Annotated in this window: 12 protein-coding genes; 5 read left to right on the top strand and 7 right to left on the bottom strand. The window is 61.8% G+C overall.

What is annotated here, in order from left to right:
• Positions 1-234: 234 nt before the first annotated feature.
• Positions 235-672: a hypothetical protein gene (locus B4L76_RS12165; protein ID WP_296232760.1), complete on the bottom strand. Its 438-nt coding sequence runs from the start codon at positions 670-672 to the stop codon at positions 235-237.
• Here B4L76_RS12165 and trmL point away from each other — a divergent pair.
• On the top strand, positions 671-1,132 hold the full coding sequence (trmL, locus tag B4L76_RS12160; protein ID WP_296232759.1) for a tRNA (uridine(34)/cytosine(34)/5-carboxymethylaminomethyluridine(34)-2'-O)-methyltransferase TrmL: 462 nt from the start codon (positions 671-673) through the stop codon (positions 1,130-1,132). The two genes, B4L76_RS12165 and trmL, sit on opposite strands and share 2 nt — an antisense overlap.
• A 73-nt stretch (positions 1,133-1,205) precedes the next feature.
• Here the strand turns inward: trmL and secB are convergent, their stop codons facing one another.
• Genes secB through B4L76_RS12145 form a run of 3 tightly spaced genes read right to left on the bottom strand, consistent with a single transcriptional unit; the run spans position 1,206 to position 2,400 of the window.
• Complete coding sequence (gene secB / locus B4L76_RS12155; RefSeq protein WP_296232758.1) at positions 1,206-1,691, bottom strand: protein-export chaperone SecB; 486 nt, start codon at positions 1,689-1,691, stop codon at positions 1,206-1,208.
• Positions 1,692-1,730: 39 nt separating this feature from the next.
• Complete coding sequence (gene grxC, locus B4L76_RS12150; protein ID WP_003249204.1) at positions 1,731-1,985, bottom strand: glutaredoxin 3; 255 nt, start codon at positions 1,983-1,985, stop codon at positions 1,731-1,733.
• 1 nt (position 1,986) lies between these two features.
• Entirely contained in the window at positions 1,987-2,400 is a 414-nt protein-coding gene (locus B4L76_RS12145) for a rhodanese-like domain-containing protein (protein WP_186672247.1), read from the bottom strand.
• 204 nt (positions 2,401-2,604) lie between these two features.
• Between B4L76_RS12145 and gpmI the strand changes: the two genes are divergently transcribed.
• The 4 genes from gpmI to B4L76_RS12125 all read left to right on the top strand — a co-directional run bounded on the left by gpmI (position 2,605) and on the right by B4L76_RS12125 (position 7,756).
• Entirely contained in the window at positions 2,605-4,140 is a 1,536-nt protein-coding gene (gpmI, locus tag B4L76_RS12140) for a 2,3-bisphosphoglycerate-independent phosphoglycerate mutase (protein ID WP_296232752.1), read from the top strand.
• 140 nt (positions 4,141-4,280) lie between these two features.
• Positions 4,281-5,585 carry a murein hydrolase activator EnvC family protein gene (locus B4L76_RS12135; protein ID WP_296232751.1) on the top strand — a complete coding sequence of 435 codons (1,305 nt, stop codon included), beginning with the start codon at positions 4,281-4,283 and terminating at the stop codon, positions 5,583-5,585.
• 78 nt (positions 5,586-5,663) lie between these two features.
• A complete protein-coding gene (locus tag B4L76_RS12130; RefSeq protein ID WP_296232750.1) occupies positions 5,664-6,980 on the top strand; it encodes a S41 family peptidase in 1,317 nt (438 codons plus the stop codon).
• Positions 6,981-6,988: 8 nt separating this feature from the next.
• Positions 6,989-7,756 (top strand): divergent polysaccharide deacetylase family protein, encoded by a 768-nt coding sequence (locus B4L76_RS12125; protein ID WP_296232749.1) that lies wholly within the window; start codon positions 6,989-6,991, stop codon positions 7,754-7,756.
• Between the two features lie 15 nt (positions 7,757-7,771).
• On the opposite strand, the gene B4L76_RS12120 is transcribed toward B4L76_RS12125, so the two are convergent.
• The 3 genes from B4L76_RS12120 to B4L76_RS12105 form a co-directional block, all read right to left on the bottom strand.
• Positions 7,772-8,473, bottom strand: a complete 702-nt coding sequence (locus B4L76_RS12120) for a hypothetical protein (protein ID WP_296232747.1) — start codon at positions 8,471-8,473, stop codon at positions 7,772-7,774.
• The gene (locus B4L76_RS12115) at positions 8,400-12,419 is read right to left on the bottom strand and encodes a dermonecrotic toxin domain-containing protein (protein ID WP_296232745.1); all 4,020 of its coding nucleotides are present in this window, start codon (positions 12,417-12,419) and stop codon (positions 8,400-8,402) included. Before B4L76_RS12115 ends, B4L76_RS12120 begins: the two co-directional genes overlap by 74 nt.
• Positions 12,420-12,768: 349 nt before the next feature.
• Positions 12,769-14,772 (bottom strand): BCCT family transporter, encoded by a 2,004-nt coding sequence (locus B4L76_RS12105; protein WP_414707186.1) that lies wholly within the window; start codon positions 14,770-14,772, stop codon positions 12,769-12,771.
• Between the last annotated feature and the right edge of the window lie 75 nt (positions 14,773-14,847).

Below are 14,847 nucleotides of genomic sequence, written 5' to 3'. Positions count from 1 at the left end.
CCGATCCTGTGCCCGATGCACCTCTCGAAGGCACAAATCCCCTCAAAAAACGGCCAAATTCCCATGAAAGCCCAGTACTCACAGGCTTTCCAGAACTGGCACGCCCCCTGCATTAACTAAAACATACCCAGTTTCGGGGGCCCTGGTACAGGCAGGCCGGGTGAACCCCTCTTTTATTCGCGACACCGCCCGTTTTGGGGACCTCGGTACAGGCAGGCCGGGAAATCCCCTCTTTTATTCGTGCAGTTTCAGCTGCACCCGCCAGCGCCCAGCGTCCTCTGCACCGGCCCATTCGCCGTGCAGGGGGCGCGCCGCCACCACCGTCAGCAGCAAGCCTTCCTTGCTCTTCTGCACTTTCCAGCTCACCGGTTTGCCTTGCAGGCTCAATTGCCCCTGCTGGCGCTTGCCCTGGGCCTGGAACAGCAGCGCCACCGTGCCTTCCACGTTCTCGCCGTGCAGCCGGGGCTCGGCGTTGAACCATAGCTCCAGGCCATCCTGCACCACCTGCACCTGCTGCAGTTCGCGCTCCTCGGGCGCGGTCAGGCGGCCGATCATCAGCCCCACCATGATCCCGACAATCGCCAGCGACAGCATGACCCGCGGGAACGCCTTCGAACGCACATCCGGTTCAGGGGTAGAATGCCCGTCATCTTCACGCTTGGAGCCGTGCATGTTTCACGTCATCCTTTTTCAACCTGAAATACCGCCGAATACCGGCAACATCATTCGCCTGTGCGCCAACAGCGGCTGCGAACTGCACCTGATCGAGCCCATCAGCTTCGAACTGGATGACAAGCGCCTGCGGCGCGCCGGGCTGGATTACCACGAGTATGCCACGCTCAAGCGCCACGAGAGCCTGGCCGGATGCCTGGAAAGCCTGGGCAACCCTCGGCTGTTCGCCTTCACCACCAAGGGCTCGCGGCCATTTCACGAAGTGGCCTACCAGCCGGGCGATGCCTTCCTGTTCGGACCGGAGAGCCGTGGCTTGCCGGCCGAGGTGCTGGACAGCCTGCCGGACGAACAGCGCCTGCGCCTGCCGATGCGGCCAGGTTGCCGTAGCCTGAACCTGTCCAATACCGTAGCGGTGACGGTGTATGAGGCGTGGCGGCAGAACGGGTTTGCCGGGAGCTGATGCAGTGCCGGCGACAGGGCCGGCACAGGAAACAAAAAAGCGCCTCGAAGGGCGCTTTTTCAAAACAGCAAAGTTACTGCATGGTCGGCGCTTCGCCGGCTTCCTGCATGCGCTGCATTTCCTGCGCGTACAGGGCGTCGAAGTTGACCGGCGACAGCATCAGGGCCGGGAACGAACCGCGGGTCACCAGGCTGTCCAGCGTCTCACGGGCGTACGGGAACAGGATGTTCGGGCAGAATGCACCCAGGGTGTGGCTCATCGAAGCCGCATCCAGGTTCTTGATCAGGAAGATGCCGGCCTGCTGTACTTCAGCGATGAAGGCGACCTCTTCACCGTTTTTCACGGTAACCGACAGGGTCAGCACCACCTCATGGAAGTCGCCTTCCAGGGCCTTCTGCTTGGTGTTCAGGTCCAGGGCTACGCTCGGTTCCCAGTTCTGACGGAAGATCTGTGGGCTTTTCGGGGCCTCGAACGACAGATCGCGCACATAGATACGCTGCATGGAGAACTGAGGGCTGTTGTCTTCTGCAGCAGCGCCGTTGGTCTGTTGGTCAGTCATGACTGGTCCTTATCCTAATGTTTTTGAATGCAGTGCAAATCAGGCCGCCAGCAGCGCGTCGAGCTTGCCGGCGCGCTCCAGGGCATAGAGGTCATCGCATCCACCGACGTGGGTGCTGCCGATCCAGATCTGCGGCACCGATGTACGGCCGGCCTTCTGGCTCATCTCGGCACGAACCTGCGGCTTGCCGTCGACCTTGATTTCCTCGAAGGCAACGCCCTTGCTCTCGAGCAGGTACTTGGCGCGCATGCAATAAGGGCAGTAGTCGCTGGAATAAACGATGACGGGCTTCATATCACTTCACCAGGGGCAGGTTATCGGCTTTCCAGCTGGAAACGCCACCGCTCAGCTTGGCGGCGTTGTAACCAGCCTTGAGCAGCTCGCTGCAGATAGCACCGGACTGCTGGCCCATTGCGTCGACGACGATCAGGGTCTTCGCTTTGTGCTTTTCCAGCTCGCTCAGACGGTTGACCACTTTGTCCTGCGGAATGTTGATCGCGCCGACGATATGGCCTGCGGCGTATTCCTTGGACGGGCGGATGTCGAGGACCAGGCCCTTGTCAGCATTGACCAGAGCGGTCAGCTGGCCATTGCTCAGGCTCTGGCCGCCACGGCGGATTTCATTGAGCAGCAGCAGGACCAGCAGAACAACGAAGATCGCGACCAGGATGTAGTGATCTGTCGCGAATTGAATCAGGTGAGCAACCATCAGCGGTGTTCCAGGCGATTGAAAATGCCGGCCAGTATACACAGCCCCTTAGTGCCACCAAAGCCCGACGGGCCGGCGGCAAAACCTTCCTCCCATCACCGTGCCTGCGCGCGTCGGTCGGCGGATGGGACGAATATTCGCCGCCCATGGCGTATTTGCCCTAAAATGCGTGTCTTTATCATCTTTGAACAACCGTGAGTTTGATTGATGAGTACGCCCAAACCCCTGGTCCTGATCATCCTGGATGGCTTCGGCCACAGCGAAAGCCCCGAATACAACGCCATCTACGCCGCCAACACACCGGTCTATGATCGCCTGCGCGCCAGCCAGCCGCATGGCCTCATTTCCGGCTCGGGCATGGATGTCGGCCTGCCGGACGGGCAGATGGGCAACTCCGAAGTCGGCCACATGAACCTCGGCGCCGGGCGCGTCGTCTACCAGGACTTCACCCGGGTGACCAAGGCCATCCGCGACGGCGAGTTCTTCGAAAACCCGGTGCTGACCGCAGCGGTGGACAAGGCCGCCGCTGCCGGCAAGGCCGTGCACATTCTCGGCCTGCTGTCCGACGGTGGCGTGCACAGCCACCAGGACCACCTGGTGGCAATGGCCGAACTGGCCGCGCAACGAGGCGCAGAAAAGATCTACCTGCACGCCTTCCTCGATGGCCGCGACACGCCTCCACGAAGCGCGCAGTCGTCCATCGAACTGCTCGACGCCACCTTCGCCAGGCTGGGCAAGGGGCGCATCGCCAGCCTCATTGGCCGTTACTACGCGATGGACCGCGACAACCGCTGGGACCGCGTCAGCGCTGCCTACAACCTGATCGTCGACAGCGCTGCCGAGTACACCGCCGACACCGCCCTGGCAGGCCTGGAAGCAGCCTACGCCCGTGACGAGAGCGATGAGTTCGTGAAGGCCACGCGCATCGGCGATGCGGTCAAGGTCGAAGATGGCGACGCCGTGGTGTTCATGAACTTCCGTGCCGACCGTGCCCGCGAGCTGTCGCGTGTGTTCGTCGAAGCCGACTTCAACGAATTCCCGCGGTCCCGCCTGCCCAAGCTGGCCGCCTACATCGGCCTGACCCAGTACTCGGCGAAGATCCCGGCACCTGCCGCCTTCGCCCCGGCCAGCCTGAACAACGTGCTGGGCGAGTACCTGGCGAAAAACGGCAAGACCCAGCTGCGCATCGCCGAAACCGAGAAGTATGCGCACGTGACCTTCTTCTTCTCCGGTGGCCGCGAAGAGCCGTTCGACGGCGAAGAACGCATCCTGATCCCGTCGCCGAAGGTCGCCACCTACGACCTGCAGCCGGAAATGAGCGCGCCGGAGGTGACCGACCGCATCGTCGAGGCTATCGAGCAGCAACGCTACGACGTGATCGTGGTCAACTATGCCAACGGCGACATGGTCGGCCACACGGGCGTGTTCGAAGCGGCAGTGAAGGCCGTCGAGGCCCTGGATGGCTGCGTCGGCCGCATCGTCGACGCGCTGGACAAGGTGGGTGGCGAAGCGCTGATCACCGCCGACCACGGCAACGTCGAGCAGATGGAAGACGAAAGCACCGGCCAGGCACATACCGCGCACACCACCGAGCCAGTGCCGTTCATCTATGTGGGCAAGCGCAACCTGAAAGTGCGTGATGGTGGCGTGCTGGCCGACGTGGCACCGACCATGCTGAAGCTGCTGGGGTTGGAAAAACCGGCGGAAATGACCGGTACTTCGATCCTGGTCGACGCCTGATTCTGTGCATGGGCCGCGTTGCGGCCCTCTTTCCACATGAATTCCAGACAAACGCCTCCCTGCACCCGCAGCGAGGCATTTTTTTTGCACGCCCACGCGGGCATACTAGGCCAGTCTCCATCCTTGGTACGCCAAACCCCATGCTTCGCGCCCTGATCCTCCTAGCCCTGTCTTGCCTGCTCGGTCCGGCATTCGCCGATGAGCGTGCGCAGACCCAGCAGCAACTGGATGCCACCCGCCAGGATATTGCCGAGCTCAAGAAGACGCTGAGCAAGCTCCAGGAAGAAAAGGCCGGTGTGCAGAAGGACCTCAAAGCCACCGAGACCGATATCGGCAACCTCGAAAAGCAGGTGGAGGCTCTGCAGCAAGAACTAAAAAAGACCGAGGGCGAGCTGGAGCGCCTTGATACCGAGAAAAAAAAACTCCAGAGCGCCCGCGTTGAACAACAGCGACTGATCGCCATCCAGGGCCGTTCGGCCTACCAGAACGGCCGCGAGGAATACCTGAAGCTGCTGCTCAACCAGCAGAATCCCGAGAAGTTCGCCCGCACCCTCACCTACTACGACTACCTGAGCAAGGCGCGCCTGGAGCAACTGCGCACCTTCAACGAGACCTTGCGCCAGCTGGCCAACGTTGAGAAGGACATTGCCAACCAGCAGGAACAGCTGCTGGCCCAGCGCGCCGACCTCGACAGCCGCCGCCAGGCCCTGGAAGTTGAGCGTGGCAAACGCCAGCAGGTACTGGCCAAGCTCAACAGCGACATGAAGGACCGCGACCAGAAGCTGCAGTCGCGCGAGCAGGACCAGGCCGACCTGGCCAAAGTGCTCAAGACCATCGAGGAAACCCTCGCCCGCCAGGCCCGCGAGGCCGAAGAGGCGCGCCAGAAAGCCTTGCTGGCCCAGCAGGAGGCGGAAAAACGCCGTCAGCAAAAGGCCCTGGCTGCAGCCGCCGCCCGCGCGCAAGACAGCGAACCCGCAGAGCCACCGAAAAAGGCGCGTACCACCCTGGGCCCGATGGTTTCCAGCGACGGCGCGAGCTATGGCGGCGCATTTTCTGCCGCGCGGGGAAAACTTCCCTGGCCAGTCAATGGTCGATTGCTGGCACGCTTCGGTGATGCCCGCGGCAGCGACGCCCGTGCCAAGTGGGACGGTGTGATGATCAGCGCCAGCCCGGGCACCCAGGTACGTGCCGTGCACGGCGGGCGCGTGGTGTTCGCCGACTGGTTGCGCGGTGCCGGGCTTCTGGTAATTCTCGACCATGGCAACGGTTACCTGAGCCTGTATGGGCATAACCAGAGCCTGCTCAAGAGCGCCGGTGATATCGTCAAGGCCGGCGAAGCCATTTCCACTGTTGGCGACAGCGGCGGCCAGGATGCTGCCGGCTTGTATTTCGCCATTCGCCAGCAGGGCCGCCCTACCGACCCTTCGCAGTGGTGCCGGGGCTAGTCAAATTTCGACGGCGTAGCCCACGGGCCACGCCGATGCTCCCCAGGGAGCGCCTACAGGATCAGGAGTTCGTTCGACATGCTGCACTCGCCTCGTCTCACCCAGCTGGCCCTGTCCATCGCCCTGGCGGTGGGCGCGCCCCTGGCCACTGCCGCAGAGCCGGCCAAGCCGGCTGCAGAGCCGGCCACCGAGGTGACCACCAAGGCACCTCTGCCGCTTGAGGAACTGCGCACCTTCGCCGAGGTGATGGACCGCATCAAGGCGGCCTACGTGGAGCCGGTAGACGACAAGACCCTGCTGGAAAACGCCATCAAGGGCATGCTCAGCAACCTCGATCCGCACTCGGCTTACCTCGGCCCCGAGGACTTCCAGGAGCTGCAGGAAAGCACCAGCGGCGAGTTCGGTGGGCTGGGTATCGAAGTGGGCCAGGAAGATGGTTTCATCAAGGTGGTCTCGCCCATCGATGACACCCCGGCCTCGCGTGCCGGCGTGCAGGCGGGTGACCTGATCGTCAAGATCAACGGCGCTCCTACCCGGGGCCAGACCATGACCGAGGCGGTCGACAAGATGCGCGGCAAGGTCGGTGAAAAGATCACCCTGACCTTGGTGCGCGATGGCGGTACCCCGTTCGACGTCACCCTTGCCCGCGCTGTCATCCAGGTCAAGAGCGTGAAGAGCCAACTGCTGGAAAACGACTACGGCTACATTCGCATCACCCAGTTCCAGGTCAAGACTGGCGACGAAGTGGGCAAGGCGCTGGCCAAGCTGCGCAAGGACAACGGCAAGAAGCTGCGCGGCGTGGTATTGGACCTGCGCAACAACCCGGGCGGCGTGCTGCAGTCGGCGGTGGAAGTGGCCGACCACTTCCTGACCAAAGGCCTGATCGTCTACACCAAGGGGCGCATCGCCAACTCCGAGCTGCGCTTCTCGGCCGACCCGGCCGACGCCAGCGAAGGCGTGCCATTGGTAGTGCTGATCAACGGCGGCAGTGCCTCGGCCTCGGAAATCGTCGCCGGCGCCTTGCAAGACCAGAAACGCGCGGTACTGATGGGTACCGACAGCTTCGGCAAAGGCTCGGTGCAGACCGTGCTGCCGCTGGCCAACGATCGCGCCCTGAAGTTGACCACTGCGCTGTACTTCACCCCCAATGGCCGCTCGATCCAGGCCCAGGGCATCGTCCCCGACATCGAAGTACGCCCGGCCAAGCTCACCGCCGAAGCCGACACCGACAACTTCAAGGAAGCCGACCTGCAGGGTCACCTGGGCAACGGCAACGGCGGCGCCGACCGCCCGACCGGCAGTGGCAAACGCAAGGAGCGCCCACAGGATGACGACTTCCAGCTGAGCCAGGCCCTGAGCCTGCTCAAGGGCCTGAACATCACCAAGGGCGACTGATCTACCCCATGCGTTATCTGCTGTGCCTGTTGTTCTGCCTGATGGCCGGAATCGCGCAAGCGGCGCCGGCCAGCAAGGCCTACATGAGCATCATCATCGACGACCTGGGCCAGAGCCCCGAGCGTGACGGCCGTACCCTGGCCCTGCCCGGGCCGGTGACCATGGCGATCATGCCCGACACCCCGCATGCCACCGACTTTGCACGCCAGGCGCACAAGGCCGGCAAGACGGTGATCCTGCACATGCCCATGGACCCGGCCACCGGGCCCTATGCCTGGCACCCAGGTATCGCCATCGAAGAACTGGCGCGGCGCCTGGACGCAGCATTGGCCAAGGTGCCCTACGCAGCCGGCATCAACAACCACATGGGCAGCCGCATGACGGCACAGCGTGACCCCATGACGTGGTTGATGGGCGAGCTGCAGCGGCGCCATCTGTTCTTTGTCGACAGTCGCACCAGTGCCGCCACCGTCGCCGCAGCCGAGGCGCAGGCACAGGATGTCGCGCATGTGTCACGGGATGTATTTCTGGATGACGTACGCACACCCGAGGCCATTACCGCTCAGTTGCAACAGGGTATCGCCCTGGCGCGCAAACAAGGCTCGGCGGTGCTGATTGGACACCCTTATCCACAGACCTTGGCAGTGCTGGAACGGGAAATCCCCAGGCTCAAGAGCCAGGGGATCGAATTGATCGGCCTGCGCCAGATGATTGCGGAACGCGCCAACCAGGCCATGCCGGCACATGGCCGCAATGGCCGTTACCAGAACCGCTGAGCGTCAGCGCAAGGTTCAGGATGGGCGGTTCCAAGCCTCGCTGAAAACGGCCGATGCCTGGGCAAGTGTCAACCGGCCCCGATGCAGTCGTTGGCCGCGCTCAGCCAATGCCGGGGCATCCTGGGGGCCCAGGAAGCGCTGCTCCCAGGTCTTGAGATGGCCCACGGTGAACTCCGCTGGCAAGGCATCAGGCGAACCGAAGTGAAAGTGTGCAGCCCAGATGATCTTTTTGGCTTTGCCAGCCTTACTGTCGCGCAGGCGAATCGCATATTCATCCATGGAGGAATTGTCCTTCAATACCTTCCGCGGACCACGGTATTCGATCGAGATCCGCTGTTGCTGATGCAGGTAGCGTAAACCCTCAGCTTCAGGGTAAGGCGTAATGGAATAGATCCTGATCAGCAACTCCTGGCGTCGCTGCGTCCAGCTGCTCAGCTTTTCGACCAGTTTTCCATGGGTGAAACCTTCGTCGCTCTGCAACGCGTCGGCGTGGGTACGGAGTTGGCCGATATGGTCGTCGAGGAGGTTTTTCAGATCTCGAGTACTCACGCCTTCGCGTGCCTTTTGCTCGATCATTCGCTCAAGGGCTGTGTCCTGGGACAGCAGATACAGGGCATGCCCGACCAGCTCCGCGCGGGCGCGATCAGGTATTGTCGGGGCTGGTACCCGCTCGGTCCATACGCCATCGACCCTGTCGAAGCGCTTGAGCACCGCCATATCGCCCGATCGGCTGGTCACCTCGACCACGGGCGCCCCCCCCGTCATCGACCTGACGGCCTATGGCAATCTGACCGTCCCGGCCATACACCACGAACTGCTGCGCCTGCTCGACAGGATAGGCACGACGTGCCGAGGGAGCTCGGCCTTCAAGCTCCCACATTGCCTCGACCAACAGGGTGTTGGCCGACTGCTTCAACGCCATCATGTCCTGTTCGAAAGCCTCGAGCATGGCGGGATTCACAACGGGGTCAACCCCGCGCCTCATGTCGATGCTATTGATGATGGCAGCGCTGTATTCATCCCAGGCCACTTGCAGCACTTCGATACGATCTGCGGGCGGCAGGTTGCTCGTAAGGAGTTGGGCGTGAGCATTGCTGGCGACTTTCAATGCTTCGCTGACAAGCTTGCGCCTGTCGTCCGCCCGATTGACAGCGCCTTCCTGCTCCAGATTGAACGAGAGCTCTGCATGGAACATAGCCTGCCCGAGCTGCATGTCCAGCGTCGTGGCTGTACGTTTCGCGACTAATCCACCCACGGTTCTCGGCTGGCCATTTTCATCCAGAACCGAGCTCATCACATGATCCTCGGGCACCAGAACGATGAATTCGTCGAGGTTGGCACTCGCTTCCACGGCCTGCCTGGTGATTTCGACCAGGCCTACGATGCGGCGCTTGTACTCCAGGTACTGCCCCTCTACGTCTTTGACGTTACGCCCAATCAGCTCATCCTCCAGCCGATAGACTTCACCGGGCTCGGCATTTTGCAGTACCTGGTGCAGCATGTTTTCGCTGCATCTGACGATCTCGGCGTATGATTCAAGCCGTGCCTTCTCGATCGTTGCCAGCGAGAACCGGGATACCAATCTGGAGTAATGGGTTTTCAATTCGGCAGCGGTGTTCAGCAGCCCGACCAGTCGCTTGTTCCGGCCGATGACATCACGCAGGTCGTTGACGAACTGGGTGCTTGCTTCGCGGTGCTCGCCCTTTTTCGTCGCGATCTTTTCTTCGGTGGAAGCGACCAGCCGCGCACGCTGATCAGCTTGTTGGTCCGGCATCTGCAGGAACTTGTCCCTCATGCCTTTGAGCGTATTAAGCTCCGAAAACAGTTGCTGACATTTCTGGGACAACCTGACCGTCTCGTATTGACGCTGTTGCAGCTCACCAAGCAGTTCCGTTGCTTGACCCGTCACGCGGTCGAATCTTTCCTGCGGCGCCCTCCGCTCACCTCGGCCTCCGCCTCCAGGCAGGAAACCATCGGTTCTTATGCGCCATATGCCATCATCCACCAACAGCGGGCCATGCTCACCGTCAGGGCCAACGATGCGCCGCCCATGATCGTCGTGCAGCACCTGGTAGGCATTCCCGTCAATGACCACATAGAACCGTTCGCCAACACGCTCGAGGCCATTGCTGCGCGTAGCGCCAGTCAGATCGATGTCGGCGACATACGGGGCCAACGCCTTAGCTTGTGCCACCGGCCCTTGCCCCCAACCGTGCCCCAGCGATACCGGCCCCACTTCCTCCCGTAGCGAACCGATGGAGGTTTCCACTGTGGACACCACCTCAGCGGGCCGCCAGATAGCGGGGTCTCTAGGTGCAAGGGCCTTGTAGATCGGTTCGGCATGAATCATTCGCGGTGCGCGGGCAATCTCGCCCTGTCGACCATGCATGAGCGCCATGGCTACGGTAGCCACTAGGTTCGCACTCATTACCGTATCCGATAAGCCACGCTGCGAAGCCGGGGTCTTTTCCAGCAACGGCGACAGCAGGCCCACCAAGGCAGCGACCCGGCCCAGCAGGCCCGGCAATACCGGCGCTACCAGGTCGAAGAACAGCCAACCGAACGTCTTCACCACCGCCCAGCGATGCTCGGCATTCGACACCGTCTGCCGGTCCGCCAGTTCGATCAGCGCTGCGCGCTTGCTGGCGAACATGCGCACGTCGATATCGGACAGATAGTTCCGTAGCATCAATCTCGGCGGCGCGACCGGTGATGGCAGGATCGAAGTATCGATGATCGGGCGACCCAGGTGAGGTTCGATGAAACCGCCATAGGCGTAGATGGATCGCGCACTTTCCGGCAACCAGGCGAGCACACTGTCCTGCAGGTCGCCAGGCTCCCTTATGGCGTTCATCAGGCCGTCCTGATCGTCGTACTGCAGTAGCGTCTGTTGTGCATAAAGCGGCCGGTACAGCAGCACCACCGAAGGGTGGGTCAGGGCGATCACATACATGCACACAACCTCGTCGACCTGACGCCGGCCAGGGGCCGCCCTGAAGGCCAAGGGGGCGATACCCACATTCACCCTCAGGTCCCGTCCGCTGCGGCAGAACTCGGCCAGCGCATGCCAGGCACTCTCGCTCAGGTTGCCCTCGACCTTGGCCTTCAAGCCGTCGAACAACAGTCCATAACGCCATTCACGGCCAAACAGCTTGCCGCGCTCCGTCAATGTGGCCCTGTCATTGAGCACTTCGGCGGCATGCACAGGATAGTTGCCACCAATGTCCACACGCTCGATCAGGCTACTGATATAGACCGGATTCATCCAGTCCATGATCAACTGGTTTTCCCTATGGCTAATGCTGCTGATGATGCCGCCCGACAGGGCATCCAGGTGCCCGATTGCCAGCTGGGTGAGGGTCAGGCTGCCGCCATCCTTGAGGGTGACGGGCAAGTCTTTGTCGACAGTGGTGTCGGGAATGGACACCTTCAGTATCAGGTCATCCGGGAAGTAATTGGCTTCAGTTGGGTAATCGTCGAGCATCTGCTTGCGCAAGCGATCTGCGGCATAGCTGTGAAGGTCTTGCAGACCGCCCAGCGAAGTGCATCCCTTGCTCAGCGCCTGGGCGATCGAGGCATCCAGCAATGCCACCTGATACTCGAAACGGTCACGACTACTGGCGGCCAACAGCCATTCAGGCAAGGCCGAAGTCACGTCGATATCTTCAGAACGGTCCTCGTTGAGGAAAAGCCGGGACGGGTCGGTGAGTACGCTCATCACCGCTTCCAGTTCGGCACCATCGGCCATCGACGACAACTTGACTTGTGCCACATCATCAAGCAACAGGGCCAGCAGCAACCCGGATTGCTGCATGAAGACATCACCCTCGAAGGCGTACCTGCGCCAGGTCAGCTCGTCGGCCCGGCAGCGCACCGCCGAGTAGTCACGCAGCGCTTCGCTGAATTCCAGCACATCAGCGAACGCCCTGACCGCGCCAGACAGCGTGCACCACAGGATTAGCTTGCGCTCGTCTCGCTCAGCCTCGATCAACAGGTCCCCCGGCATGAACACCTGCTCGCGCTCATCAACGGTCCGGGAAAAGCCCAGCGTGGTGACCTGGATCCCGCTCACGCCCAACAGCAGTTCGTTGACCAACGTGCGTTCGTCATCCTCCAATTGGGCCCGCGATACGCTGCCTGCCAGCGCCATCCGCAGCGCTTGCTGCATCCAGCGGTGCCTGCCGACACCAGCATCATCGGGATTCGGGCGAGCTTCGGCATTCCAGTAGTCGATCTGCGCCCGCTGAAAATCTTCGATCAGCGAGGCCAGGACTTCATCGAAAACAGCATTCAGTTCGTGCAAGCGCACGTTCAGCGACTGCAAGCCACTGTGTTCGATAACCTCGGAAAGCCCGCTGGCGGGAGGCTCGGCGCTCAGGTGATGCTGCTCGGTGAAGGCTGCCGGCCGGCCTTGAACCAGCCCGTCGAGCAGCACCGTGGCCAGGCTCTGCAGGTCGATCTTGCCATTGCGCGCCAGGGTCACGGTGAACCCTTCGCTGGAATCACGTTCGGGAAAGTGAGAAGCCAGCTGTGGATAACGTGCGACGAGGGCGCTGAACAGCTTGGTGTCCAACACTTGGCGCAACGTCGGGCGTGTTGCGAACTGTGCTGCGATCATGTCCCTCTGCGCATGGGGGGCGAAGGGTTCGGTGGTAAGGGTCATGCGATTGGCTCCAGCTACGACTATGAGCCGTTACCATGCGCGACCGCGCCACCCAGTGAGGCTTACATATTTATTTGCCTGCCGGCCTGGCAGTCAGGCAGGTAGTGGCACAGAACGAGAACGTCATCGTGCCCATGGCAAATGCCGAGATGTTCGGCCTTGCTCGCCGGGCGATCGAGAACCGTAGTCGGTATTCATCCAGTCCATGATCAACAGGATCTCTCAATGTACGATGTGCATCACCACCCCACCTGCTGAATACCGCCTCCTGGAGATGTAACCGAAGGCGGTGCTTCATATTGCTGCTGGCAGGCGGCGGCACCTGGCGGTGCCGCAACCTGCCGGGCGGTCAGCTATAGACGCGGCTAAGCACCTGGCGATGGCTCTCGAACTGGTCGAGCACATCACGCACGATCTGCTCGGGGGTAAAGCCCATCAGGTCGTACTCCTGACTGCCGTCGTGCAGGTAGACCTCGGCGCGGTAGAAGCGCTGGCGCATTTCCGGCTCACCGTCGACCGGTGCCTCGCTTGGCGCGGCCATGTAGCCGTCCAGGCTCACTTCGTAGACGAACGGGTTGCCCTCTTCCATCATCACCCGCAAGCCCATCAGGTTGCGCGACTGGCCAACGCGGGTTTCCACCTCGAAGCCCTGAGTCTGCAGCTGTGCAGCGGCCTCTTTCAACGCCGGGCTGACCTGCTTGTCCATGAAGCGCTGCACCACGGCCTGGGTCGGCTGCAGTTCCAGCTGGGTCAGGCGCTCGCTGAAGCCGCGACGGCCACGGGCGGCCAGTTCGGCGCGCTCCTGCTCGATCACCACGTCCTGCTTCATGGCCTTGTATAGGCCGAACATGAACAGCACCAGCACCACCGAGAACGGCAGGCCAGCCAGCACGACCATGGTCTGCATGGCTTCGAAGTTACCGGCAAACAGCAGGCCGATGGTCACCAGGGTGATAACCACGGACCAGAACACCACCATCCAGTGCGGGGCATCTTCGTCGACCTTGCCACCTGTGCACGACAGGTTGGCCATCATCACCGCGCCGGAGTCGGCCGGAGTGAGGAAAAGTACGAACCCGACGAACACTGCCACACCAATGACGATCTTGGCAGCCGGGAAGTATTCCAGCAGCTGGTAGATCGACATCGACGGCTGTTCCAGCGCAGTCTTGCCCAGTTCCACCGCACCCTGGTTGATGACCAGGTCCAGCGCCGTGTTGCCGAAGATCGACAACCACGCCAGGGTGAAGCCCAGCGGGATCAGCAATACGCCCATGACCAGCTGGCGCACGGTGCGGCCCTTGGAAATACGGGCGATGAACATCCCTACGAACGGGCCCCAGGAAATCCACCAGGCCCAGTAGAACACGGTCCACAGGCCCAACCAGCGCTCGGACTTGTCACCCGAGCCTTCGTACACGTAGAGGTCGAAGGTCTTCAGCACGATACCGTTGAGGTAATCGCCGATGTTCTGTACGAAGCCGTTGAGCAGGTACAGGGTTTCGCCTCCCAGCAGCACGAAGATCAACAAGCCGCTGAAAAGCATGATGTTCAGGTTGGACAGGCGGCGAATGCCGTTTTCCACACCCGAGACCGCAGCCACGGTGGCCACACCGGCCATGACCAGGATCACTACCAGCAGGTTGGTCTTGCTGTGGTCCATGCCGAACAGGTATTCCAGGCCCGAGGCCACCTGCATCGCACCGATGCCAAGGTTGGTCACCAGGCCCAGCAAGGTCACGAACATGCCAAAGATGTCCACGGCGTTGCCTGCGGCACCCTTGACCCAACGCTCGCCCACCAGCGGGTACAACGCCGAACGCAGGGCCAGCGGCTGGTTATGGCGGTAGGCGAAGTAACCCACGGCCAGGCCGACCAGGGCGTAGATTGCCCAGCCATGCAGGCCCCAGTGCAGGAAGGTCAACTGCAAGCCCTGGCGCGCGGCCTCAAGGCTGGCCGAGGTGCCTTCCGGCGGGTTGAAATAGTGGTCCAGCGGCTCGGAGGCGCCAAAATACAGCAGCGAAATACCGATACCCGAGGAGAACAGCATGCCGGCCCAGGCCCCATAGCTGAAGTCGGGCTCGTCGTCCTTGCCGCCAAGCTTGAGCTTGCCGTAGTCGGAGAAGGCCAGGTAGACGACGAACAGCAGGTAACCACAGATCACCAGCATGTAGTACCAGCCAAAGGTGCGCGTCAGCCACTTCTGGGCCACGCCAAGCACCTGGCCGGCAGTTTCGGGTACAGCGATAAGCAAGGCAGTCAGAACAAGGATCATCAGCGCGGAGGTGAAGAACACCACGCGGTTGACCCGGACCCTCTCGGCGGGGGGTTTGGTAAGTGAGGCAGAACTCATTGCACGAATGCTCCGGGCAGTACGGCTATGGAGGCTAATCAGTGTTCCCGAGCAATTGGTGGAATATCCCCACTG

Source organism: Pseudomonas sp. UBA4617 (genome assembly GCF_002386445.1).
In the GTDB taxonomy this organism is placed as follows: domain Bacteria; phylum Pseudomonadota; class Gammaproteobacteria; order Pseudomonadales; family Pseudomonadaceae; genus Aquipseudomonas.
This window is presented reverse-complemented; position numbering and strand designations above follow the sequence as displayed.

Excerpts from the sequence above, each read along its gene's own strand:
- trmL (WP_296232759.1), top strand. The coding sequence starts at position 671 with ATGTTTCACGTCATCCTTTTTCAACCTGAAATACCGCCGAATACCGGC.
- B4L76_RS12165 (WP_296232760.1), bottom strand. The coding sequence starts at position 672 with ATGCACGGCTCCAAGCGTGAAGATGACGGGCATTCTACCCCTGAACCG.
- secB (WP_296232758.1), bottom strand. The coding sequence starts at position 1,691 with ATGACTGACCAACAGACCAACGGCGCTGCTGCAGAAGACAACAGCCCT.
- grxC (WP_003249204.1), bottom strand. The coding sequence starts at position 1,985 with ATGAAGCCCGTCATCGTTTATTCCAGCGACTACTGCCCTTATTGCATG.
- B4L76_RS12145 (WP_186672247.1), bottom strand. The coding sequence starts at position 2,400 with ATGGTTGCTCACCTGATTCAATTCGCGACAGATCACTACATCCTGGTC.
- B4L76_RS12135 (WP_296232751.1), top strand. The coding sequence starts at position 4,281 with ATGCTTCGCGCCCTGATCCTCCTAGCCCTGTCTTGCCTGCTCGGTCCG.
- B4L76_RS12130 (WP_296232750.1), top strand. The coding sequence starts at position 5,664 with ATGCTGCACTCGCCTCGTCTCACCCAGCTGGCCCTGTCCATCGCCCTG.
- B4L76_RS12125 (WP_296232749.1), top strand. The coding sequence starts at position 6,989 with ATGCGTTATCTGCTGTGCCTGTTGTTCTGCCTGATGGCCGGAATCGCG.
- B4L76_RS12120 (WP_296232747.1), bottom strand. The coding sequence starts at position 8,473 with ATGGCGGTGCTCAAGCGCTTCGACAGGGTCGATGGCGTATGGACCGAG.
- B4L76_RS12115 (WP_296232745.1), bottom strand. The coding sequence starts at position 12,419 with ATGACCCTTACCACCGAACCCTTCGCCCCCCATGCGCAGAGGGACATG.
- B4L76_RS12105 (WP_414707186.1), bottom strand. The coding sequence starts at position 14,772 with ATGAGTTCTGCCTCACTTACCAAACCCCCCGCCGAGAGGGTCCGGGTC.